At 70.1% G+C, this 23,028-nt stretch carries 20 protein-coding genes and 3 pseudogenes; 15 read left to right on the top strand and 8 right to left on the bottom strand.

The window, feature by feature from the left end; all coding sequences use genetic code 11:
- Nucleotides 1-598 (bottom strand): annotated as a pseudogene (locus KBI5_RS16620) (hypothetical protein); the annotation flags it as partial.
- 214 nt (nt 599-812) lie between these two features.
- Between KBI5_RS16620 and KBI5_RS16615 the strand changes: the two are divergent.
- From KBI5_RS16615 to ahcY, 4 genes are all read left to right on the top strand, one after another.
- On the top strand, nt 813-2,033 hold the full coding sequence (locus tag KBI5_RS16615) for an acetyl-CoA C-acetyltransferase (protein ID WP_043590494.1): 1,221 nt from the start codon (nt 813-815) through the stop codon (nt 2,031-2,033).
- A 144-nt stretch (nt 2,034-2,177) separates the two neighbouring features.
- Complete coding sequence (locus tag KBI5_RS16610; RefSeq protein ID WP_035729341.1) at nt 2,178-2,384, top strand: DUF1918 domain-containing protein; 207 nt, start codon at nt 2,178-2,180, stop codon at nt 2,382-2,384.
- Between the two features lie 367 nt (nt 2,385-2,751).
- Nucleotides 2,752-5,277: an MMPL family transporter gene (locus KBI5_RS16605; protein WP_241882964.1), complete on the top strand. Its 2,526-nt coding sequence runs from the start codon at nt 2,752-2,754 to the stop codon at nt 5,275-5,277.
- A gap of 34 nt (nt 5,278-5,311) precedes the next feature.
- Complete coding sequence (gene ahcY, locus KBI5_RS16600) at nt 5,312-6,748, top strand: adenosylhomocysteinase (protein WP_085015752.1); 1,437 nt, start codon at nt 5,312-5,314, stop codon at nt 6,746-6,748.
- Between the two features lie 100 nt (nt 6,749-6,848).
- Here ahcY and KBI5_RS27985 read toward each other — a convergent pair whose 3' ends face one another.
- Nucleotides 6,849-7,286: a hypothetical protein gene (locus KBI5_RS27985; RefSeq protein WP_232234815.1), complete on the bottom strand. Its 438-nt coding sequence runs from the start codon at nt 7,284-7,286 to the stop codon at nt 6,849-6,851.
- 685 nt (nt 7,287-7,971) lie between these two features.
- Here KBI5_RS27985 and KBI5_RS16585 point away from each other — a divergent pair.
- Nucleotides 7,972-8,772 (top strand): N-acetylmuramoyl-L-alanine amidase, encoded by an 801-nt coding sequence (locus KBI5_RS16585; protein WP_085015749.1) that lies wholly within the window; start codon nt 7,972-7,974, stop codon nt 8,770-8,772.
- A 45-nt stretch (nt 8,773-8,817) separates the two neighbouring features.
- Here KBI5_RS16585 and KBI5_RS16580 read toward each other — a convergent pair whose 3' ends face one another.
- From KBI5_RS16580 to KBI5_RS16565, 4 genes are all read right to left on the bottom strand, one after another.
- Nucleotides 8,818-9,945: a glycerate kinase gene (locus KBI5_RS16580; protein WP_085015756.1), complete on the bottom strand. Its 1,128-nt coding sequence runs from the start codon at nt 9,943-9,945 to the stop codon at nt 8,818-8,820.
- Nucleotides 9,946-9,970: 25 nt separating this feature from the next.
- Nucleotides 9,971-10,972, bottom strand: coding sequence for an adenosine deaminase (add, locus tag KBI5_RS16575; RefSeq protein WP_085015748.1), 1,002 nt, complete (start codon nt 10,970-10,972; stop codon nt 9,971-9,973).
- 148 nt (nt 10,973-11,120) lie between these two features.
- On the bottom strand, nt 11,121-11,957 hold the full coding sequence (locus KBI5_RS16570; protein ID WP_011438813.1) for an undecaprenyl-diphosphate phosphatase: 837 nt from the start codon (nt 11,955-11,957) through the stop codon (nt 11,121-11,123).
- Between the two features lie 255 nt (nt 11,958-12,212).
- Nucleotides 12,213-13,181: a PHB depolymerase family esterase gene (locus KBI5_RS16565; protein ID WP_085015755.1), complete on the bottom strand. Its 969-nt coding sequence runs from the start codon at nt 13,179-13,181 to the stop codon at nt 12,213-12,215.
- Between the two features lie 459 nt (nt 13,182-13,640).
- On the opposite strand from KBI5_RS16565, the pseudogene KBI5_RS28770 reads away from it, so the two are divergent.
- The 5 genes and pseudogenes from KBI5_RS28770 to KBI5_RS16540 form a co-directional block, all read left to right on the top strand.
- A pseudogene (locus KBI5_RS28770) lies at nt 13,641-13,793 on the top strand (HAMP domain-containing protein); the annotation flags it as partial.
- A 56-nt stretch (nt 13,794-13,849) separates the two neighbouring features.
- Nucleotides 13,850-13,996 (top strand): hypothetical protein, encoded by a 147-nt coding sequence (locus tag KBI5_RS16555; RefSeq protein WP_083503372.1) that lies wholly within the window; start codon nt 13,850-13,852, stop codon nt 13,994-13,996.
- 266 nt (nt 13,997-14,262) lie between these two features.
- Nucleotides 14,263-14,835, top strand: a complete 573-nt coding sequence (locus tag KBI5_RS16550; RefSeq protein ID WP_085015747.1) for a hypothetical protein — start codon at nt 14,263-14,265, stop codon at nt 14,833-14,835.
- Between the two features lie 36 nt (nt 14,836-14,871).
- The gene (locus KBI5_RS16545) at nt 14,872-15,420 is read left to right on the top strand and encodes a hypothetical protein (RefSeq protein WP_011438817.1); all 549 of its coding nucleotides are present in this window, start codon (nt 14,872-14,874) and stop codon (nt 15,418-15,420) included.
- Nucleotides 15,421-15,513: 93 nt separating this feature from the next.
- Nucleotides 15,514-16,983: a cytochrome P450 gene (locus tag KBI5_RS16540; RefSeq protein ID WP_011438818.1), complete on the top strand. Its 1,470-nt coding sequence runs from the start codon at nt 15,514-15,516 to the stop codon at nt 16,981-16,983.
- Nucleotides 16,984-16,992: 9 nt separating this feature from the next.
- Here the strand turns inward: KBI5_RS16540 and KBI5_RS16535 are convergent, their stop codons facing one another.
- Entirely contained in the window at nt 16,993-17,709 is a 717-nt protein-coding gene (locus tag KBI5_RS16535) for an OsmC family protein (RefSeq protein WP_023840006.1), read from the bottom strand.
- A 314-nt stretch (nt 17,710-18,023) separates the two neighbouring features.
- Between KBI5_RS16535 and KBI5_RS16530 the strand changes: the two genes are divergently transcribed.
- From KBI5_RS16530 to KBI5_RS16520, 3 genes are all read left to right on the top strand, one after another.
- Nucleotides 18,024-18,806 carry a thiopeptide-type bacteriocin biosynthesis protein gene (locus KBI5_RS16530; protein WP_011438820.1) on the top strand — a complete coding sequence of 261 codons (783 nt, stop codon included), beginning with the start codon at nt 18,024-18,026 and terminating at the stop codon, nt 18,804-18,806.
- Nucleotides 18,807-18,811: 5 nt separating this feature from the next.
- Nucleotides 18,812-20,014, top strand: coding sequence for a methyltransferase, FxLD system (gene fxlM / locus KBI5_RS16525; protein WP_085015754.1), 1,203 nt, complete (start codon nt 18,812-18,814; stop codon nt 20,012-20,014).
- 481 nt (nt 20,015-20,495) lie between these two features.
- The gene (locus KBI5_RS16520; RefSeq protein ID WP_011438823.1) at nt 20,496-20,699 is read left to right on the top strand and encodes a cold-shock protein; all 204 of its coding nucleotides are present in this window, start codon (nt 20,496-20,498) and stop codon (nt 20,697-20,699) included.
- Nucleotides 20,700-20,874: 175 nt separating this feature from the next.
- Here the strand turns inward: KBI5_RS16520 and KBI5_RS16515 are convergent, their stop codons facing one another.
- The gene (locus tag KBI5_RS16515; protein WP_085015746.1) at nt 20,875-21,321 is read right to left on the bottom strand and encodes a response regulator; all 447 of its coding nucleotides are present in this window, start codon (nt 21,319-21,321) and stop codon (nt 20,875-20,877) included.
- 439 nt (nt 21,322-21,760) lie between these two features.
- Here KBI5_RS16515 and KBI5_RS16510 point away from each other — a divergent pair.
- Nucleotides 21,761-22,102: pseudogene (locus KBI5_RS16510) on the top strand (carboxymuconolactone decarboxylase family protein); the annotation flags it as partial.
- A 428-nt stretch (nt 22,103-22,530) separates the two neighbouring features.
- Nucleotides 22,531-22,866 carry a ferredoxin gene (fdxA, locus tag KBI5_RS16505; RefSeq protein WP_011438826.1) on the top strand — a complete coding sequence of 112 codons (336 nt, stop codon included), beginning with the start codon at nt 22,531-22,533 and terminating at the stop codon, nt 22,864-22,866.
- Nucleotides 22,867-23,028: the final 162 nt, after the last annotated feature.

Genomic DNA, 23,028 nt, shown 5'->3' with positions numbered 1-23,028 from the left:
GGTCGCCCGCCGCCCGCAGGCGGTCGGACAGGACGCCCAGCAGGACCGGATCGAACAGAACGGTTTCGTCAATCGGGACCTTCACGGCGGGCCTGCCCCCAGCGTCGCCGGCATCGCCGGAGCCTCCGATAGCCCCGGGCAGGTCCTCCCTCCCCCCGGCATCGCCCTCGACGCCACCGGTGGCCAGTCCGTGCGCCAGCATCCACACCCGTGGGTCGTTCCCGACGCCGCCGGACGCGTCGAACCGGCGCAGCCGGGCGAGCTCGTCGGCGGATACCACGGCAGCCGCGCCTAGACCGAGGCGCAAGGCGTGGGCACGCTCGTCGTACCGCTCGGCGAGCCAGTCGAGCAGCCCGGCCCGATCGCGCAGCACCCCGGCGCCGACGTCAAGCGCCCGCTGCCAGTCGTCCAGCCGGGCGGCGCACCGGATCCGCCACGGTGACCGCCATGCCCGCGGGGTGTCGGCGGCACGCGCACCGGCCAGCACCCCGGCCACCTCCGGGACGAGTCGGCGCAGCCGGGCGGCGCACTCGCGCAGCTCGCCCGCGGCCGCGGCGAGGGCCGCGACATCACGGGGTGTACCAAGGTCTGCTCGCATCGGGCACGCCATCCGGCTCGCTGGCGACGGGATGATCAAAGCGTAACCCGACGGGTCCCCCTCGCCGCGTCGGCTCGGCCACCCGCGACCGCGGGCGCTCGTCCGCGTTAGGGTTTTGATCATTTGGCCGCAGGGACCACGGCCTCCGCGACCCTGCCGCCAAGAACACCGAGAACGCCAAGAACACCAAGAACACCGAGAACTGGGAGGGCATGTGACCGAGGCCGTTGTCGTCGCCGCAACCCGATCACCGATCGGGCGGGCGTTCAAGGGTTCGCTGCGGGGGATGCGGGCCGACGACCTCGCGGCCATCATCGTCCGGGCAGCCCTGGACCAGGTTCCGGCCCTCAACCCGGCCGACATCGACGATCTCATCCTCGGTTGCGGGCTACCCGGAGGCGAACAGGGACACAACATCAGCCGCGTCGTCGCCGTCAGCCTCGGGTTCGACACCGTTCCCGGCACGACGGTCTCCCGGTACTGCGCATCCTCCCTGCAGGCTCTGCGGATGGCTGCGCACGCCGTGCGCGCGGGAGAGGGTGACGCGTTCATCGCCGCCGGGGTGGAGGTCGTCAGCGGCTTCGTCAGGGGCAACAGCGACAGCCTGCCGGACACCCAGAACCCGCGCTACTGCGAGGCCCAGGCCCGTACGGCGGCCCGTGCCCAGGCGGGGTCCGCGCCCTGGACGAATCCCCGGGCGGCCGGCGAGCTGCCCGACGTCTACATCGCCATGGGGCAGACCGCCGAGAACGTGGCCCAGCTCGCGGGTGTGAGCCGCCTCGAACAGGACGAGTACGCCTCCCGCTCGCAGAACCTGACGGAGCGGGCCGTCGCGGACGGCTTCTTCAAGCGGGAGATCATTCCGGTGCCGCTGCCCGACGGCGGGGTGATCGACAGCGACGAYAGTCCCCGGCCGGGAACCACGATGCGGGCGCTGGCCGCTCTCAGGCCGGTGTTCCGCCCGGACGGTACCGTCACGGCCGGCAACGCCTGCCCGCTCAACGACGGAGCCGCCGCGGTCATCGTCATGAGCGACACCAGGGCCCGCGAGCTCGGCATCACCCCGCTGGCCCGGATCGTCTCCACCGGCGTCAGCGCACTGTCACCGGAGATCATGGGCCTGGCCCCGGTGGAGGCGTCCCGGCGGGCCCTGGCCCGGGCGGGGATGACGATCGACGACGTCGACCTGGTAGAGCTGAACGAGGCGTTCGCGGCGCAGGTCATCCCGACCTACCGGGCGCTCGGGCTCGACGTCGCGAAGCTGAATGTGCACGGTGGCGCGATCGCGCTCGGTCACCCGTTCGGGATGACCGGCGCCCGGCTACTCACCACCCTGCTGAACGGACTACGCACCACCGACACGACCATCGGCCTGGAGACAATGTGCGTCGGCGGCGGGCAGGGCATGGCGCTGGTCGTCGAGCGGCTGTCCTGAACCGGGAGTTCGCGACCTTTCGGGCTTCGGGTCTGCCGCGACCGACGCTCCGTGCTAGGCAGAAAGAGCACGCGCATGCGATCGGTCACCGGAGCATCCAGGCAGAGCAGACCGGATCGCCCGGCAGGGAGGTCGACCATCATGATGTTCGCATCCGTCGGAGAGAGGTTCGTCGTCCACGGCCGCACGGTGGGCAGCCCGGAACGACACGGGACCGTGGTCGAGGTACGCGGCGAGGACGGAGGCCCGCCGTTCGTCGTGCGTTGGGATGACGGGCACGAGGGACTCTTCTTCCCGAGCTACGACTCGCTCGTCGAACTCCGACCGTCACGGGAGTCCGCGGGCGTCTGACCCCGGGCACGTCCGACCCCGGAGAGGATGGCGACGGTAGCCGAGCCCGGGGAGCCAGGCCCGGGGCGTGTTGATCGCCTGAAACATTTTCCGGCGAAATCGGCTGCCCCGGGGCCTTCAGGCGGTGTGACCTGCTGCGCTATACAGCAGGGACACAGCCGTCGGACCGACAGGTAACGCGCGTCGATCCGGAGGCAACGCGGATAACTCCGGAGCGTGACCGATGTCGACGCCTTCCCCCTCCACCGACGATCCAGCCGATCATCCCGGCCGGCCCGAACACCGGTCGGAGCCAGGCCGCACCTCGGAACCGGAGCACGGGTCGGGCCCGGACCGCCGGTCCGGGCCATCGGCGGCACTCGCCCGTATGGTCAGTACGGTCAGTCGGCGCTCGGGCATCGTCGCCGTCGTGGCGCTGCTCGTCACCGCCGCCCTGGGGTTCGGAACCACCCGGCTGGAATTCACCACCGGCCAGGACAACTATCTGAACCCCGACTCCCAGGTCGCCCGGGACAACGTCGCCTACCAGTCCCTCTTCGGCGGCCAGGCGATGGTCACGCTGTTCACCCTGGACAAGGGCGAACGACTCGAGGACCTATTCACCAAGCGCAACATCAGCCAGTTCCGGGAGTTGCAGGCCAGCCTCGACGCCGATGACCGGATCGAATCGGTGATCACCCCGCTCACGGCGCTGGAGTTCACGAACAACCTGGTCACGAGCCCGGACGGCAATCCCGTCAACAGCCCCGCCGGGAAGATCCTGCTCGGTGCCCAGCGCCGCGATCCGGATCCGGTCTCCGCCCAGCGGCGCCTMGCCGACTCCGTCACGACACTGCGGCGGATGCAGGCGATCCCGGTGGCCGAGCGGGTCTACGACAACCCGGCCTGGGTCTCCTTCCTGCTCCGCGACAACACGGGTGCCATCCGTAAGTCGATCAAGCCGTTCTTCCCGACCGAATCCACCAGCCAGATGGTCACCCGACTGCGGGGCAACGCCTCCCTCACGACCGAGGGCCAGGCCGCGACCCTGGCCGAGAAGGCCGCGTCCGAACGCATGTTCGATAATGCGACAACGATGTCGACCGGGGCGCCCGCGCTGCTGCGCGACCTCAACGACTACCTGCGCGGCGGGTTCGTCACCCTCGGGGGCATCTCCCTGGCACTGATGGCCGGCCTGCTGCTCGTCGCCTTCGCGGTGCGCTGGCGGCTGCTCCCGCTCGGCGTCGTCGCCGTCGGCCTCATCTGGGCGTTCGGCCTCGCCGGCTACGCGGGTGTCCCGCTGTCGGTGGTGACCATCTCCGGTCTGCCGGTGCTGCTCGGCGTCGGCATCGACTTCGCCGTCCAGCTCCACAGCCGGGTGGAGGAGGAGGCCCAACTGGCCCGGGCCGGCCATCCCGTCACCGCGGCCCTGGCCGGGCTGCTGCCCGCGCTGAGTGTCGCCACCGTCGCCGCGGTGCTGTCCTTCCTCGCGCTGGAGTTCAGCGACGTCCCGATGATCCGGGACTTCGGCACGCTGCTCGCCCTGGGCCTGCCGGTGATCGTCATCGCCACGATCCTGTTCCTCACCGCCTCGTTGGGCCTGCGGGAACGTCGCCGGCCGACCCCCCCGAAGGACTACACCCACGGCCCGCTGGGTCGGACGGTGATCACCCTGGGGTCCCTGCCACGGATCACCGCGCTCCCGCTCGTCGCCGTGTCCGTCGCGGTCTTCGCCGTCGGGATCGTCACCGACGGCACACTGAAGATCCAGACCGATCCGGAGAAATGGGTCGACCAGCAGGGTCAGGTCATCAAGAACATCAACACGCTGCGCGCGAGCACCGGATCCGCCAGCGAGCTGGGCATCTACGTCCAGTCACCGAACGTCTTCGACGACGCCACCGTCGCCTTCCTCGCCGAGTTCGCGAACACCCGGCTCGCGAAGGACCCGGCCGACCTGCTGACCGCGTCGAGCCTCGTCACGACCATCAGCTTCATGATGGAGGTGCCGAACACGACGGTCGTCCTGCCGACGGGTCAGGACGTCCGGCTCGGCTACGCCGCGGCACCGCCCGACCTCCAGCGCGCCACGGTGAACCTGGCCCACAACGCGCTCAACCTCGTCTTCCGTACCGGATCGGGCTCGTTGGAACGGCAGGCCGCAATCGTCGACGACATCCGGGACACGGTCCATCCGCCGCAAGGGGTACGCGCCACCCCGTCGGGCCTCGTCGTGGTCGGCACCGGGCTGCTGGAGAACTTCACGAAGAACCGGACCCAGCTGACCTACTTCGCGCTGGTCGGCGTCCTGCTCATGCTGCTGGTCTGGCACCGCAGCATCGTCCGGGCGGTCCTGTCGCTGGTGCCGGTGCTGATCGCGGTCGGGCTCAGCTCCATGATCGCCTGGCTGGTCGGCGTCGATCTCAGCCCGCTCACCGCGGTCGGCGGCCCGCTCGTCATCGCGCTGGGCAGCGAGTTCACCACCCTGCTCGTGCTTCGCCACCTGGAAGAGCGTCGACGCGGCCTGACACCGAAGGAGGCCGTCGACCAGACCGCGGCCCGCACCGGACGCGCCTTCGTGGTCTCCGCGCTCGCCGCCGTGATCGGGGTCGCCGTCCTGGCCTTCAGCTCCCTACCGCTGCTGCGTGACTTCGGTCTGCTGGTCRCCCTCAACGTCGCCATCGCCCTGCTGTCCGCGCTGGTCGTCCTCCCACCCCTGTTGATCTGGGCGGACGAACGCGGCTGGGTGCACCAGCCGCGCCAGGACGACCCGGGCCCGGCGGTCGACAGAACCGGACCGGGTCTTCGTCAACACGGCGACATGTGGGACGCTCAAGAAACCCGTTCCAAGGCCGGCGCATCACGGCCGCGGCCGATGGCGGGTGGAAACCGGGRCGAGACATCCGCCGTATAGGCTCGGCAGCCGCCCGAGCGTCGAAGGAGAGGGCATGAGTTTCGAGTTCAAGGTCGCGGATCTCGCACTGGCCGAGTTCGGCCGCAAGGAGATCCGGCTTGCCGAGCACGAGATGCCCGGCCTCATGGCCACCCGGGCGGAATACGCGGCCARCCAGCCCCTCAGGGGCGCCCGCATCATGGGCTCCCTGCACATGACAATTCAGACCGCGGTGCTGATCGAGACCTTGGTAGCGCTCGGCGCCGACGTCCGTTGGGTCTCCTGCAACATCTTCTCCACCCAGGACCACGCGGCCGCCGCCGTCGTCGTCGGGCCGAACGGCAGCAAGGACGACCCGCGGGGCGTGCCGGTCTTCGCCTGGAAGGGCGAGACCCTCGAGGAGTACTGGTGGTGCACGGACCAGGCGCTGGCCTGGCCGGACGGCGGCACCCCGAACATGATCCTCGACGACGGCGGCGACGCGACCCTGCTCGTCCACAAGGGCGCCCAGTTCGAGGCGGCCGGCGCGGTCCCCGCGACGGACGCCGCGGACGGCGAGGAGTACGCGATCGTCCTGGAGACCCTGCGCCGCACCATCGCGCAGAAGCCGGGTCGGTGGACCGAGACCGCGAAGAACATCAAGGGCGTCACCGAGGAGACCACGACCGGCGTGCACCGTCTCTATGAGATGGCGAAGGCCGGCACGCTGGCATTCCCGGCGATCAACGTCAACGACTCGGTGACGAAGTCGAAGTTCGACAACAAGTACGGCTGCCGCCACTCCGTCATCGACGGTCTCAACCGCGCCACCGACGTGCTCATCGGCGGCAAGGTCGCCGTGGTGTGCGGCTACGGTGACGTCGGCAAGGGCTGTGCGGACGCGCTGCGCGGCCAGGGAGCCCGGGTGATCGTCACCGAGATCGACCCGATCTGCGCCCTGCAGGCCGCGATGGACGGTTTCCAGGTCACCACCCTGGAGGACGTCGTCGCGACGGCGGACATCTTCGTCACCACGACCGGCAACTTCAACATCATCCATGCCGAGCACATGGCTGCGATGAAGCACCAGGCGATCGTGTCGAACATCGGGCACTTCGACAACGAGATCGACATGGCCGGCCTGGCCAGGACCCCCGGCATCGAGAAGATCAACATCAAGCCGCAGGTCGACGAGTGGGTGTTCCCGGACGGCCACTCGATCATCGTGTTGGCCGAGGGCCGGCTGATGAACCTCGGTTGCGCCACCGGACATCCGAGCTTCGTGATGTCGAACAGCTTCACCAACCAGGTGATCGCGCAGATCGAGCTGTTCACGAAGACCGAAAACTACCCCGTCGGGGTATACGTGCTGCCCAAGCACCTCGACGAGAAGGTCGCCCGGCTGCACCTCGACGCGCTGGGCGTGAGGCTCACCCAGCTGACCAAGCAGCAGGCGGACTACATCGGCGTGCCCGTCGAGGGTCCGTACAAGGCCGACCACTACCGCTACTGATCGGTCCGGTCCTCTCGCGCCGATTCCGGTTAATCCGATTAATCCGATCGACCGGATTCGGCGCTTCGACCTGAATCGGCGCTTCGCCGGCCGGGATCGGTCAGCGTCTCCTGGACGACCAGCAAACCGACGTCCACGACGGGTCGCTCAGGTCGTCCAGGCTGTACCAGCCGGCCGGCAGGTAGGTCCCCCAGGTCGCCGACGGGACGTCGGCGCTCGCCCGGTCCGGTACCGCGGGCCTGCGCACACCGAAGGTCGCGTCGCCGCCGGGGCAGCTCAGGTGCCCGAACCTGAAGATCGGCTCGCCGGCCTCCTCACCCCGGCCGGGACCGGTCCGGCACAGCGATGCCGTGGCCGGCGGCCACAACGAGGCGACATGGACGTAGAAACCGGCGTCGAGATACGTCGCGGGTCTGTTCGGCTCTCCGGCCGCCGCCGGCACACCGACCTCCGTCGCCTGCCCGCCCGGGCAGCTCGCCCAGGTCGCTCCACCGGCCTGCGCGGCGCCCGCGTTCACCAGAGCCAGGATGCCGCTCACCGCGAGGGTCGCCCCGGCGGTGGTCAGAGTGGCCAGGGTGGTCCGGGTCGCGCCGCCGCGCCGGCCCGCCCGCCGGGAACCGCGCCGCGCGGGACGACACCCTCCGGACGCAGYCGCTTCCGGTGCTCCCGGCGCTCCGGAGGATAACGGCCGTCCGACTCGTCGCGGGGAAGATACGGCATACCGCATTGAATGCCTCCTTCTCGAGCCCGGCTGCGGGTCGATCATGCGGTAGAAGGATACAGGCGCTAGAACGATACAGGCGGTAGAACCATATAGGCGGCATCGAAACACGGGCTCCGCCGCCCGGTCCGCGGTTCCCGCAAACATCCGCAAAAAACAGTCAGTATGCCCCTCGATACCGAGGGTTGACGAGGCGTCGAAGGGATGGCGGCTCGCGRCGGCGTCGRCTGTCCGTGCCYGGGGCRCACCACCGAACCGGGTCGGRCCCCTGTCAGGGATCCAGCGGGAGGGTTTCCACTCACCATATGTCCGGGCATACCGCCCCGATGCGGACCTCTCCGCAGCAGCCCGGCACTATGGCCATGCTGGTACTCCGGCTGGAAACTATGACTGTAGCGGTCAACCGACCTGATGACCCCATGAACAGGAAGCGGCCCGGAATCGTGATTTCCCAGACGAGGATCTGTCGCGGCGACACAYGTGGGAAGGAGAGCCGGTAGCGATGRCACCGACCTTGTACCCGCCGGCCCGCTTCCGTCCGGTGCGGAACACGACCGGAGTGATGATCCAACCCACCCGAGGCCTCATCCCGCACGTCCAGGTGGGCGGCGGCTCCCTGTTCGGCTGGTTCGACAACCCCGCCAGCCAGGTCAGCTCACACCTGTGGCTGTCGAGGAGCGGCGACTTCGAGCAGTACGTTCCTTTCGACCGGAGGGCCTGGGCCCAGGCGGCAGGAAATCCATACTGGATCTCCTGCGAATGCGAAGGGTACGAGACCGAGGACTACACACCCCTACAAATCATCCGGCTCGGCGAGCTCTTTCAGTGGGGGATGCGGGAGTTCGGATGGCAGGAAGAGATCACCGACTCTCCCGCCGGTTACGGTATCGGTACCCACCGGATGGGCGGCCAGGCGTGGGGAGGCCACAATTGCCCGGGTGACATCCGGGCCAACCGACGCCGGGACATCCTCGCCGCCGCGCGRCATAACGGAGTCGGCGCAGCCGCCGATCCCCGGCACCGTTACGACGACCGTCCGACCCTGCGGGAGGGATCGCGTGGTCCGGACGTCGTGGAGCTCCAGAACGCCCTGAACATCATCTTTGGCCATGAGGCCCCCACCGGTGATCCCAACCGGATAACGCCGGATGGCGTGTACGGGCCACGGACCACTGCCCGGGTGGCCTCCCTACAGCGCTACGCCGCGCCGTGGTTCGGCCGCATCCCGGACGACGGGGTCTGCGGGCCCAACACCTGGCGTAAGATCGGTTACCTCCTCACCGGGATGAACCGCCGGGTCTGACCCACAGACCGGGCCCGGCCGCTCCCCCGCACCGGGCGCTCCCGCTCACCGGGCGGTCGTGACCCGGCGGGCCAGCTCGGCGCCGGCCCTCCGCAGCCACCGGAGCGGCTCGGCCATCGCCATGGCCGGCCCCCCGGCGAGATCGACGAGGGCGATCTCGGCCCGGACCCCCTCCGGTCGGGGGGCGTCAACCCGCCCAGCCACCAGGAGCACGGGCACCTCGGCGTCCCGCGCCAGCGCGAGGACTCCGCCGACCACCTTGCCGGACAACGAGGTGCGGTCGAACCTGCCCTCGCCGGTCACCACCCAGTCGGCGCCGGCAAGGGCCGCCGGCAGGCCCGCCGCCTGGATGATCGTCGGCAGGCCGGGGACCACCTCGGCTCCCCAGGCCGCGGCGAGGCCGTAGGCGGTGCCGCCGGCAGCCCCGGCTCCCGCGGCGTCGGGAGCACCACCCAACAGGTGGGCGAGCCTGCGCAGCCCCTCCTCCAGCCGGGTGATGTCCGCGGGTCCGGCACCCTTCTGCGGCCCGAATACGGCGGCGGCGCCGGCAGGGCCCRGCAGGGGCGCGTCGACGTCGACGAGACAGTACGCTCCCCCGGCCGGCGCCGGCCGCAACCCGGTCAGATCGATGTGCGCGAGCGACGTGAGGGCGCCGCCGCCGACGGCCAACGGCCGGCCGGCCGCGTCGAGGAACCGGGCACCCAACGCGGCGAGGGCACCGGTACCACCGTCGGTCGAGGCGGAACCGCCCAAAGTGATGAGAACGCGGTCGACTCCGGCGTCGATCGCGGCGGCGACCAACTCGCCGAGGCCCACGGTCTGCGCGCCCAACGGATCGAGTTCCCGCATCAGCGGCAACCCGCTCGCCCTCGCCAGTTCGATCACTGCGGTGCCATCGGGCAGCGACAGCCATTCGGCGTCGTGGCCCCGCCCGTCCGGACCAGTCACCCGTGCCGGGTGCCGCTCCGACCCGGGTACGCCGACGGCGAAGACGTCGAGGGTGCCCTCGCCACCGTCGGCGATCGGTACTCCCACGACCTGATCGCGGGGCCGCTCGGAGCGCCAGCCCGCGCCCAGCGCCGCGACCACCTCGGCCGCGGTCGCCGATCCCTTGAACGAGTCGGGTGCGAGGACCACCCGCGCGGGCCGGTGGGGGGACGGTACCCCCGTCATCGGAGCGTCACCGGCCGTCGGAGCGTCACCGGCCGTCGAGACATCCCGCGTCGGCGAGCCACGCATCGATGCCGGCGAGGGCCGCCGTCCGCACCTCGATCGGCGCGGCTCCGGATTCCACCGAGCTGCGGGCGCAGGCGGCCAGTTCCTCGTCGGTCAGGCCCAGCGCCGATCGGCACAGCTCGTACTCCTCCAGACAGGTGGGCCCGAACAGCAGCGGGTCGTCGGCGTTGATCGAGCATCGCACCCCGGCCCGCAGCAGGGCCGGAAGCGGATGTTCGGCCATCGACGGGACGACCGAGAGCAGCAGGTTGGACGTCGGGCAGACATCGAGGCAGGTCCCTCGTTCGAGGAGGGTGTCGACGAGTCGGGGATCCTCCATGGCGCGGATACCGTGCTGGAGACGATCGGCATCCAGGGTCTCGATGGCGCCACGCACCGACGCGGGACCGTCGAGTTCCCCGGCGTGGGGGGTCGAGAGCAACCCGCCGTCGCGCGCAATCCGGAACGCCRCCATGAACGGCTCCGGYGGCCAGCCGTTCTCGTCGTTGTGCAGCCCTAGGCCGACGATGCCCCGATCGGCGTAACGCAGGGCCAACCGGGCCACGGAGACGGCCTGTTCGGGGGAGTCGAAGACCCGGTCGACGGCCGCCATCCAGCGGACGGTCACCCCGTACCGCGCGCCGACCTGATCCGATCGGGCCAGCACCGTCTCCCAGGCGGCCTCCGCGCTCCCGAAGACGCCTAGATGAACGTACGGCCAGAAGCTGGGTTCGAGGTAGGTGACGCCCTCATCCGCGGCATCGATGATCATTTCGTCGACGAGACGTTCGAAGTCCTCGGGCCGGCGGAAGACCGGCAGGATGCCGGCGATCACTTCGCTGAAGCCCCCGAACTCGGTAAACCCCGTGGTGCGGGGAGTCGGAACGCCCGCGGCGGCGGCCAGGTCGGCCAGTGTCGACGGCCGCATCCCCAGCTCGAAATGCAGATGCAGATGGCCCTTGGGCAGCGAACRCAGATCCCGCATCACAGTCCTTCCTCCGTGGCCGCGCGGCCGGCGGTCTCCCCATCCCGTGGGGACAACCACGAACCCGCAAGACGGTGGATTGAAACTTACGTGGTCGAGCCGCCCCGCGGGAGCCGGACGAAGATGGTCGCCGGCTCAGGTCGCCGGCTCAGGTCGCCGAGACGATCCCAGTGGCCACGAGGAAGAGCACGGTGGCACCGAGCGCCAGCCGGTAACCGATGAAAACRCTGTAGCTGTGTCTGGCAATGAACTTCAACAGCCAGGCGATCGCGACGTAGGCGACGGCAAAGCTGACCACGGTCGCGATGATCGTCGCCGGCCAGCCCACCCCGTCGGCGATGTCGTCGGACTTCGTGAGGACCTGCAGCGCCGCGGCCGCCATCAGGGCCGGGATGGACAGGAAGAAGGACAGCCGGGTCACCGCCACCCGGTCCAGGCCACGCAGCAACCCCGCCGACATGGTCGCCCCGGATCGCGAGATACCCGGGATCAGCGCCATGCACTGCACGATGCCGATCACCAGGGTGTCCTTCCACGTCACGTCCTCCTCGTGACGTTTCTGGGTACCGACGTGGTCCGCGTACCCCATCACCCCGCTCCAGAGGATCAGCGCACCGCCGACGAACCACAGGCTGCGTAGCGTGGTCTCGATCTGATCCTTGAAGGCCACCCCGACCAGGCCGATGGGAATCGATCCGAGAATGACGGCCCAGCCGAACCGGTAATCCGGATGCTCCCGCCAGGCGGGATCGCGCACACCGCGGCCCCACGCCGCCAGAAGGCGCCGGAAATCATGCCGGAAGTAAAGCAGGGTGGCGAAGACCGCACCGACCTGGATGATCGCGGTGAAAGCGGTGATGTCCGGGTCGTCGATGTCGTGGCCGAGCAGCTTCTCCAAAATTGTCAGATGTCCGGTGCTGGACACCGGCAGAAATTCCGTCAGCCCCTCGACCGCGCCGAGAAACACCGCTTCCAGGACGTTCACATGGACCCTTCCGCACCGGTACACGCCACCTGCTGATCGCGCAGGGCAGTGTATGACGACGAGGATCATCTGCTCCCGGTGGGGCGGGCCACGCGGCCGTCAGGCGGCCAGCGCCCGGGTCAGCGCACATCGAGCCGTCGCCCGGGCGACGGCCGCCTCGGTGCGGGTCACGACGGGCAGATCCAGCCGGGTCAGGGCCCGCCCGCCACAGCAGCGCCGCGGACGAGGAGAACGAGAGTCCCGCCGGCGTGCGGTTCACCTTGCCTGATGGGTGAAGAAGGCCCAGATGGTCGCGGTGGCATTCAGGGCGGTTGACGGCGGGTCGAGATGCAGGATTCGCTCGGCCGTCGGGTGGCGGGCACCGCCGGGCCACTGGTGGCCCGCGCCGGCAATGGTGACCAGTTCCACGGCCCGTCCCYGCGGGCAGGTGGCGATAAAGGTGGTGAYGCTTTCCGTAGTGGTTGTGGCCGGGGTGGCACAATGATCGGCGGTACGCCACATCGCGTTCACGAACGGGACGGCCGGTCCGTTGATTTTTGCGACCCCGTCACCCTCGCCGCCGTAGTAGCGTACGGTGTGGTCCGCGGTGCCGTGAATGGCGATGACGGAGATTGGCCGCGGTGCGGGGCAGGTGCCGAGCAGGGTCGCCGAATCGGGTCCGATCGCGGCGAAAATGGTGGTGTCGCAGGCCAACCGGTAGTCCATCATGCCGCCGTTGGAGATTCCGGTGGCGTAGATACGGGCGGTGTCGACCGGTACGGCGGCTTGGATGGCGGCTACCATGCCAGTGATGAAGGCGACATCATCCACGCCGGTCGCACCGGGCTTTCCGCAACAACCGCCGCCGACGGACCAGGCATGGTTCTGCCCTTCGGGATAGGCGACGAGAAAATGGCCGCGGTCGGCCTCGGCGTCCCAGCCGTAGGAGTTCTCGGCCTGCTCCGCGCCACCGAAACCGCCGTGGATCATGACGACGAGCGGCGCCCGCGCGGGCAGAGTCGGCGGCCGGTACAGCCGGTAGGCGCGGGTGGCGCCGCCGACGTTGATCGACCGTACCGACGATCCGACCGGGACAGCGGCCGGCGTAGAAGCCGTCGCGGTGCTGGCGGGCTCTGCCGGGCCTGCCGCGGAGCGCCGAAGCGGCCCCGAGCAGCCGGTGAGGGCGACCGCGCCAGCGACGAACACGGCGAGCAACCAAGACGTGCGGGGGAAGCGGATGATCATCGAACCCCTCTGGTCGGCGCCCATAAGCGGGCAAGGGAATGCCCACAGCCTGGCATACCCGCCCAACCATGATTTTGATCTGCTCGCGCCATAGCGTGCCGGGAGCGGGCGGCGTGGTGCCGACCGCGCCGAGTACGAGTTCGACARCCACCTACGCCACTACGTCTCACCACCCGCTTTCGTACGGAATTCACATCTTTCTTGTATGGAATGCGGGGTGCGACGAGCCRCTGACCTCGTAGTGGCCGGGGGTGGAGCCCGCCGGCCGGGCTGGCGAGGGCTGAAGGGCGGCGGAAAGAGGTGGGGATGCGGGAAGAGGTGGGGATGAGTGCGGGAGACCCGGCCAGGGTGCCGCCGGCGCCGGTGCTCACGTTCGCCGATGTGACCCTGGACKAGGCCGCCGCTGGTGCGGCCGTACTCACGCTGACCGGTACGGCGGCTTGGCTGTTGCTCGGCCGGGGGCTACGCCCGCTGCGGGACATCACCCGTACGGCGGCCGCCATCGCCGGCGGCGACCTGGCTCGGCGGGTCCCGCCGGGGCGTCCGCGCACCGAGACCGGTCAGCTCGCGGCGGCGCTCAACACCATGCTCGGCCAGATTCAGGCGGCCTTCGAGGACCGTCGGCGGCCGGCAGCCGCGGCGGTGGCCGGACCGGCAGCGGCCTCGGAATGGCGATCGTCGCCGCCATCGCCGCCGCCCACGACGGCACCGCCACCCTCGACAGCGCCCCCGGCGCCGGCACCACCGTCCGCATCGTCCTCCCCGCCGGCACAGGGGAGGAATTGGCCGCGGTCCGGCCCGTCAACCTCCTCTGACCGGGCCGGCCCGTTTCGACCAGTGACGCCGCGTTCACCGCCTCCGCGGGTTGCCCGGTCATAGCAAGAAAACTGCGGATCCGAATGTGCCTCACATCTTGCCGGAAAAGGGTTCTCATTCCAGGCTGATGTTCTTGCCTTGCTGGCAGGGGACACGGGCACAGCCGGTCCACGGAAACCGTGGCACCCAGCCGGCTGGCTCCCACGGTCACCCGTCGGGGCCACCTGACCATCTCCGATCTCCCGAAGGCAGGTGTCCCGTTCCCATGAACCTTCAGGCTCCGGTCCGTCGAGGTCTCGCAACGGCTACCGTTGCCGGCGCGGCGCTGCTTACCATCGCGGCCTGCCAGCCTGGCGCCCGGGTAGTGACCGCCGCGCCGGCGACGGCGACCGCCGGGCAGGCAGCCGACCAGCCAACCTCAACGACACCGGTGTCGGCGGCGGCGTCGGCTGCCGCGACATCCACGGATGCGGTCGGGAAGGGTGCCGGCGGGCCGGGCTCCCTGACCGTGGCCATCACCTCCCCGGTGGCGGTCTCCGGCCACGTCGACACGGTGGTGAGCTGCCAGACCGCGGGCGCCCGCTACGTGGCGTCGGCGAGCGGCTCGGTCCACGGCTACGCCGTCTCGGACGTCGTGCGGGTGGCCGGTTACCACGGGCCAGGGAGCTACCAGGCTTCGGTGACCGTGTCGATGACCGGCCCGGATGYCCACTACGCGGTCACCGCCGTACCGGCCACCGCGCAGGTYACCGCTACTGGTGGCGACGTCTCCTTCTCGGCGACGAGCACCGGCGGCCGAACGCTCGCCGGTTCGATCGCGTGGGCCTGCTCCGCGTAGGCGCACATGCGACCAGTGACTTTAGGAGAACATTCGGTGACCAGGCCGCTCGTCGGCCACGGGGGCACGCCGGCCCGGAGACGTCTGCGCCGTCTGCTCCTGGTGGTCGCGGCCGTGGCGGTCCTGCGCGGTGTGCAAGCCGGCGTYGCTGCGCTCACCGTGCTGACGGCAGCGGCACTGCGGCTCGAACAGCAGCTGCCGCACCTGCATGTCACCCGCCTGGCCGAGACTGGGCCCGAGCCGCTGACCCCGCTGACCGCTCTGGTCATGGTCGCCGTGTCCGCGGCCGTGTCCGCCCTTCTGCTCCGCGCTCGCCGGACGGTCACGGCCTTCGCGGCTGTCAAGGCATTCGCCCTTATCGCGGCGTCGACCATCGCCGGCGTCGTCGCTGCCGGCCCGGTGGGCCTTCGACTGGCCGTCGCGGGGTGCGGCGCGAGCCTGGCCGTCCTGCTGTGGCCGGCGGTCCGGCGCGCCGCCGTAACCCTGCTGACGGCGGTCGGCCTGCCGCACGCCACCGGCCGGACCGCCGACGTCGCCCTCGCCGTGAAGATCGGCCTTCTCGTCGCGGTGGTGCTCGTCAGCTAATCGGCTATTAGCACCGCGCGCCCTCAGCACCGCGCGCCCGCTTCCCCTGCGTCCACCCCACTCGCTCCCATCTCCGCCCGAAAGGAAGTCGTGATGAGCCGCGCTCCCCACGTCCGCTCCGTCGCCGCGCCACCATCCACAGCCAAGACCTCCGACATCAAGACCTCCGACAGGGTGCCCGGCTCGGGAGAGGGGCCGGTCGAGGCGATCCGGCGGCTGCGTGCCGACCCGCTCACCCGGCTCAACGAGCTGGCCCGCGCCCATGGGCCAGTGGTGCGCCTGGCGAGCTGGCCGGTGTCGGCCTTCCTCGTCACCGACCCGGACGCGATCGCTGACGCCCTGGTCAGCGGACACCGGGCCTACGCCAAAGGTGCCGTACGCCGCGGCGCCGGTTCCCGGCGAACGGTGGTGCAGCCGCTGGCACTGCTGCTGGGCCAGGGCCTGCTGACCAGCGCCGGGGACACCCACCGCCAGCAGCGCCGGCTGCTGCAGCCGCTGTTCCACAAGCAGCGGATCGCCGGCTACGCCGACGCCTTCGCGGCCATCGCGGACAAGACCGCCGACGGCTGGCGGGACGGGCAGCGCCTCGACGTGCACACCGAGATGACCGAGATGACCCTGGCGATCGTCGCCCGGACCCTGTTCGACGTCGACCTGGACAGCCACGTCGTCGACGTCATTCGGGCCGCTCTCGACCAGAACATGCCCGCAGCCCGCCGAGCCCAACTTCCCGGCTTCACTACCCTCGAACGGCTACCGCTCCCGGCGCCCCGGCGCCGACGAGACGCCCGGAACGCGCTCGACCGCGTCGTCCACGATCTGATCGCCGACCGCCGCGCCACCGGCGCCACCGGTAACGACCTGCTGTCCCTGCTGCTGACCGCCCGCGACGCCGACACYGGCGCGTCGATGGACGACTCCCAGGTCCGCGACGAGGCGCTCACCCTCCTGCTCGCCGGCCACGAGACCACCGCTAACGCACTGACCTGGACGTTCCACCTACTCGGCCGGGATCCGGAAGTACTGGCGACTCTGCAGGCCGAACTCGACCGGGTGCTCGGCGAGCGGCGGCCGACGATCGACGACCTGCCCCAGTTGCCCTACACCAACGCGGTCATCAGCGAGGCGATGCGGCTGTACCCGCCCGTCTGGGCCATGGGCCGCCACCTCGTCGAAGACCGCGACGTCGCCGGCTACCGCCTGCCCGCCGGCTCCACCCTGGTCTTCAGCCAATGGGTGGTGCACCGCGACGAGCGCTGGTGGCCGCGACCGGAACTCTTCGACCCCATCCGCTGGACCGGGCCCGACACCGCCGATGAGCCGGCCGACGCCGGGCCGAAGATGCGGCCTCGCTTCGCCTACTTCCCGTTCGGCGCCGGCCCCCGCCAGTGCATCGGCAACACCTTCGCCATCACCGAAGGCGTGCTCGCCCTGGCCGCTATCGCCCGCCGCTGGTCCTTCACCCCCGTACCCGGCCTGCCCGTCACACCGCAACCCCTGGTCACCCTGCGACCGAAGGACGGCCTACCCATGATCGCCCACGGTAGGTACCCRAACCGGTAGCGGCCTTTATCAGGCGATCTCTATGCCGACGTCGGGCGGCTGGTGCAGCGAGTTGTGGACGGTGCAGTGCGAGGCCACCGCTACGAGGCCGGGCCGGCGCCGTTCCGGCAGACTGGCGGGAACGGCGATTCGCAGCCGCACCGCCGCCACCCGGGCGGGTCGGTCAGTCGCCATGTCGAACTCGGCAGCAACCCGCAGACCGTCCCGGCACACGCCATGGCGGGTGAGGTACCGGCCGGCGTAGAAGGCGACGCAGGATGCGAGTGAGGCGACGAACAACTCTGTCGGCGTCGCCGCGATGTCGTCACCACCGTGCCGCAGCGGCTGGTCAACCAGCATCTCGTGTCCACGGACCCCGATCGCGTAYGACTCACCCGCAAGGTAGGCCACATCGATCCGGCCCGGGTGACCGTCTCCGGACCCAGCCGTGTCCCGCCCGCGGTCAAGCGCCGAGTCTGCTGTCCCGACGGCATCCTCGCGGTCGCGTTCGGCTGCCGCGGCCTGCGCCAGCAGCCGTCCGGCCAGCTGCCGCGCCTCGGGCACGGTCAGGTGCGCCCACTCCTCGCCGCGGTCGTGCCGTTGGCAGCCGACGTTCAGAATGATCTGGCTGGCGCCCTGGCCCTCCCCATCCAGGGGAAGCCGTCCGATGATCATGTCCTGCCCATGGGCGGTCCGGATCACGTCGCGCGCGAGCGCATCGGCTGACTTCGTTCTCGGTCCGTTCATCACGCCCCCCTGACGTCTTGTACCTGCCATGCCGAGGTTAGGACGATGAACGGTATTGATCAGGGGCCATCGGTCCCGGCCAGCGGGGCCAGATGGACGCCCACCGCGCTGGGGATGAGGTCCTTTGAACGGCGTGGCGCGGACCGGCCCTGCCGCATGTCCGCCGACGAGGATCAGCCCACCGACCTTGCGCGCCGGAACCGGGAGCACACCGGCCGCGTACCAACGGCGCGCGGTCACGTACGCCACGGCCTGCGACTCGGCCCACTCCTTAAGGCTCGCGTGACCATCATAGACCGCCACAGAGCGCTACGGTGTGGTGCCAAGACTGGCGTGCCGCCGAACATCTGGGGGTTACCCAGCTGGCACCACTGCTGACCTCAGCTGAGCAGACGGACGGGATCAGCCTGTGGTGGTTCACCAGGAAGGCAGCCTCCTGGCGGATCCGCTGGCGCCCAGGCCCAAATCGGGACGGGCGCAACCCCGCGGAGTCCGGCGACGGCAGGCTCCGCGCCGTGCTCAACGGCGACGCRGTCCACCGCTGGGCACCCGCCGTCTACGAGCCTGAGATCCACGCCTTCGGTGGCCCCGCCGGCATGGACGTCGCGCATCAGCTCTTCCACCACGACAGCCGCAACGTCCTCGCCCACCTCGACCGAGCCCGCCCCGAGCATCGGGCCGAGGTCGGACTCGTGCTGGCCGCGGCGCTGCTGAGGTCAGCTGGCCAGGACTACTACGAACAGGGTGACGTCTGGACCCGCGTCGCCAGTCACCGCCGCACCCGCCAGGCCAGTGCGCGGCAGCCCGCCGCCACGGCGGCTACCCGAAACGCCGTCCGGCAACTTCTCGCCGCCCGCACCGTGCAGCCCCTCAAAGCGCTACCGGCGTGGCCGGCAGCGTTCCGGCACGCGGGTCGGTCACTCGCGAACCTCGCCAACCAGGGCCAGCTCACCCGCGGCCTCCGCGCCGTTCTTGCCCATCACATCCTGTTCGCCTGGAACCGGCTCGGCTTCCCCGCCGCCGACCAGGCGCAGCTCGCCCACACCACCGCCGCCATCATCTTCGATGACCCCGGCCCGATCCCTGACGAACGGTGACCACGATGACCACCCGCACCCCCGAACAGCTCCGCGACAACCTGGTCGCCGACATCCACCGCTGGGGCACATTCCGAACCGCCCAGGTCGAAGCCGCGTTCCGCACGGTCCCGCGACACCTGTTCCTGCCCGACGTCGACCTGGAAACCGCCTACGCCCCCCAGGTCGTCGTCACCCGCCGCGCCCCCGACGGCACCGCGCTGTCCTCAGCATCCCAACCCAGCCTCGTCGCCGCCATGCTCGAACAGGCCGGCGTCCACCCCGGCCACCGCGTCCTGGAGATCGGCACCGCCACCGGCATCAACGCAGCACTCCTCGCCGAACTCACCGGCCCGACCGGCCAGGTCACCACCATCGAGATCGACGAGGAGCTCGCCGCAGGCGCGCGCACCGCACTGGTCAAGGCCGGTTACGAACGCGTGGACGTTGTCCACGCCGATGGTGCGGCKGGCCACCCGGGCGGAGCGCCCTACGATCGGATCGTCATCACGGCCGGGGCCTGGGACCTGGCCAAGGGCTGGTGGAACCAGCTCGCCCCCGCCGGTCGTATCGTCGTGCCTCTCCGTCTCCACGGAAGCGGCCTGACCCGCTCCCTCCCGCTCGACGCCGTTGAGCCGGGCCGGCTCGTCAGCCGCTCGGCGCTCGTCTGCGGATTCGTCCCCCTACGTGGCGCCGACGCCCACACCGGCCGTACCCTCGCCCTCGCAGACGGTGTCGCCCTGCACGTCGACGACCACGACCCCGCCGACGAGCCGGCGCTGCGCGCCGCGGCGGCCAGCCCACCCCACAACCTATGGACGGGGCTGACGATCCACGACGACGAACCGACCGCGCACCTCGACCTGTGGCTCGTCACCATGGGCGCCCGCTTCGGCCGCCTCGCCGTCGACACCACCGTCCGCCCTGACAGCCAGCTCACTCCGACACGGCGCTGGGYCGGGGCCACCATCCACGACGGCACCACCATCGCCTACGTCACCCTGCGTCCCCTCGCATCCGACACCGACGAACTCGGCGTCACCGCCCACGGACCCCACGCGGCCACCCTCACCGCGCACCTCACCGATCTGCTGCACCAGTGGCGCAAAGAAGGCCCCGCCGAACCTGTCGTAACGGCCCATGCCGCGGACACCCTGGAGGACCAGACCGTCGCCGGACACCGCGTCGATCGGCCGAACAGCCGACTCACCGTCCGCTGGCAGCCCTGAGAAGAGGCGGGACCCGATGGCCTTCACCACATCGACAGATGCGGCACCCACGACGTTCGCTCTCGTCGCACCACGGTTTCCCCTCGTCCCCCGTGACCGGCCATCCTGCCCAGCCCTCGACGCCCGGATCTACCGGGGTGGATCACCCGCGGCGCCACCCGCGGCGCCACCCGGATGGCAGGTCCCGGGTCATCATCGCCGACGCCGAGATGCAGCGGCTACGCGAGCGCCGGCCCCCGGCTACTACACTCGCTGGGTGCCGATAACCGACGTTTCGCCAGCTGCTTCGCATCGAGTCGGACGGGACAAGAGCCAAGCGGGCACACCACGTCGGTGGAGGGGTAGGCTGTAGGTGTTGCTTGTTCTTCCGTGCGTGACCTACGCAGAGAACGGCACGACTGGACCACGGCACYGGCCGGGGTCTGGGGCGAGGCCGGTACGCGAAGGACGCTTACCGGGAGCGCGGCAAGGAGAAATAATCGTGGCGCAGGGTACCGTCAAGTGGTTCAACGCGGAGAAGGGCTTCGGATTCATCTCCGTCGACGGTGGCGGCCCGGACGTGTTCGTCCACTACTCCTCGATCGTGGCGGACGGCTACAAGTCCCTGGATGAGGGCCAGAGCGTCCAGTTCGAGATCGTGCAGGGCCAGAAGGGACCGCAGGCGGACAACGTCCAGCCCGTCTGAGGCCGTACCACCCCCAGCCTTACGCGTCGGCGCGCGGCTCCCGTGGGAGCCGCGCGCCGATGTTGCGTTGGCCGATGTTGTGTTGGCAGGCCGGTAGTCTCACCGCAGTAGTTGACCGACGCCGTCGGCGGGCACCGCTCGATCATGGGCCATGTGCACCTGACGAGCGACCAGATCAGCGCCCGGGCAACCGAACCACGGTGATGAAGAAGTCGTCGATGAACCGCACGTCGTCGACGAACCGGTCGAAATCGACCGCCTTCGTCACGTAGGCGTTGGCGTGCAGGTTGTAGCTGCGCAGGATGTCCTCGGCTGCGCCCGAGGTGGAGAGCACCACGACGGGGATGCGTCGCAGGTCGGTGTCGGCCTTGACCTCGGCCAGCACCTCGATGCCRCCCCGGCGCGGCAGGTTGAGGTCCAGCAGGATCAGGTCGGCCGCCGGGGCCTGTGTGAAGGGCTCCTCCCGGCGAAGGAACGCCATGGCTTGGATGCCGTCGTTCACGACATGCAGCCTGCCGTTGATCCGATCATCCGCGAACGCTTCGCGGGTCATGAGGACATCCCCCGGGTCGTCCTCAACCAGCAGTACGTCGAACGGGTCCGTACGGACACTCGTCGTCATCTGGATACCTCGAAGTAGAGGCCGCCATGGCATGGCAGCCGGACGAGAAGCGGGGGTAGGGGATGTAAAGCGGGGCCAGGGCGGACAGGACAATCAGCGCCTACGGCGCGGGACGGCCGCTCCTCGAGAGCGTGAGCGGGGCCGCGAGCAGGCGCGGGCGGAGTCCGTCCGGCCCGGAACGGTAACCGGACACCCCGGAATCGATGCACGGACTTTGGCGATGTCTGACGGTACGCCAATGGAAGTGGTCTGTCGCCCCCCTAACAGGGACAAGTCCGAGGACGAGCCGAGGCTCACCGTTTTCGGCCTCGCCGCGACCGCCCGGGCACCCACGACCCCACGACCGCCCGGCTACCCCGACCGCCCGGGCACGAGGCCGGGCTTCGGCCGTTCCCGGCGTGGCGGTTCCCGGTCGTCCCCGGCGGGAAGGCAAGGGGTCATGAGCTCCGGCAGCCCGGTCCAAGACGAGATCCGCCCGCATGCCCGCGAACTGCGTCGGCTGATCCCGGACGTATACCGGGGGCTCGGCACCCTGGGCGACGCGGCTCTCCGTGACGGCGCCCTGGACAGCCGCACGAAGGAGCTGATCGCACTGGCGCTCGCCGTGAGCACCCAGTGCGACGGTTGCATCGAGGCACACGCTCACGGCGCCGTCCGGCAGGGTGCGACCTGCCAGGAGGCGGCCGAGGCCATCGGGGTGGCACTGCTGATGAACGGCGGACCGGCGTCGGTCTACGGCCCGCGCGCGTTCGCCGCCTTCAGGCGTTTCCGCGCCGAGCGGCACGAGGCGGGGGACGGTACGGCGCCGCTCGGGCACGTAACCCCGGCCTCGCCGGGACACGCTCCATCAACCGCCCAGGTTCAGCCCCCCGGCAACACCGACGTCTGAACCGGCGACAGAGGACCCGCCGCGCCGGCGGCCCAACGGACGGTGGTGCCCGCAGACCGTCGTCAAGACCGGCTGAGGACACGCCGGCGCGGGTGCCACCGCCCTCCGGCGGACGGGCCCGGACGGCCCGGCTACAGGCAAGGAAAATCTCATGGTTAAAAATATCCCTGAAGATTTCCTCGCCCCCCGTTTCGGGCCATCGAAATTCGTTGCCCTACGGACGAGTTGTTTACCTGTCCTTTACAGTTCCACCCACCCCGGCCGGCGGCATCCTGTTACGATTTTCCCGTGACCGCAGGCGAACGGGGAAGAAGGCTCCGATGACGTTTGTCGTCCTGTCGCCCTGCATTGATGTCAAGGACACCGCCTGCGTGGAGGAGTGCCCGGTCGACTGCATCTACGAGGGCAGCCGCAAGCTGTACATCAACCCGGACGAGTGCATCGACTGCGGAGCCTGCGCGTCGGTCTGTCCGGTCGACGCGATCAAGAGTACCCGGATCGTGCCGGCGAGCGAGGCCGAGTTCATCGCGGACGAGGCCCGGTTCTTCACCGACATCCTGCCTGGTCGGGATGCTCCGATCGGTAATCCGGGCGGCGCCGGCAAGATCGGCCCGATCGGGGCGGACACCGCTTTCGTCGCGTCCTACAGACGCTGACGAGACAAGCCGCCGGCGAAGGCTGACGCGGCCACGGCGTCAGCGAGACCGCCGGCCCACGGCCGGTGCTCAGGACCCACCCCGTCCGGGCACCGGCCCTCTACATTTCGGGGGCGAAACAGGGTAAGCATTCACCTGGTTTAGGGATCTTGCTGTAGGTGG

The sequence above is a fragment of the Frankia sp. KB5 genome (assembly GCF_002099325.1).
Classification (GTDB): Bacteria; Actinomycetota; Actinomycetes; order Frankiales; family Frankiaceae; genus Frankia; species Frankia casuarinae.
This window is presented reverse-complemented; position numbering and strand designations above follow the sequence as displayed.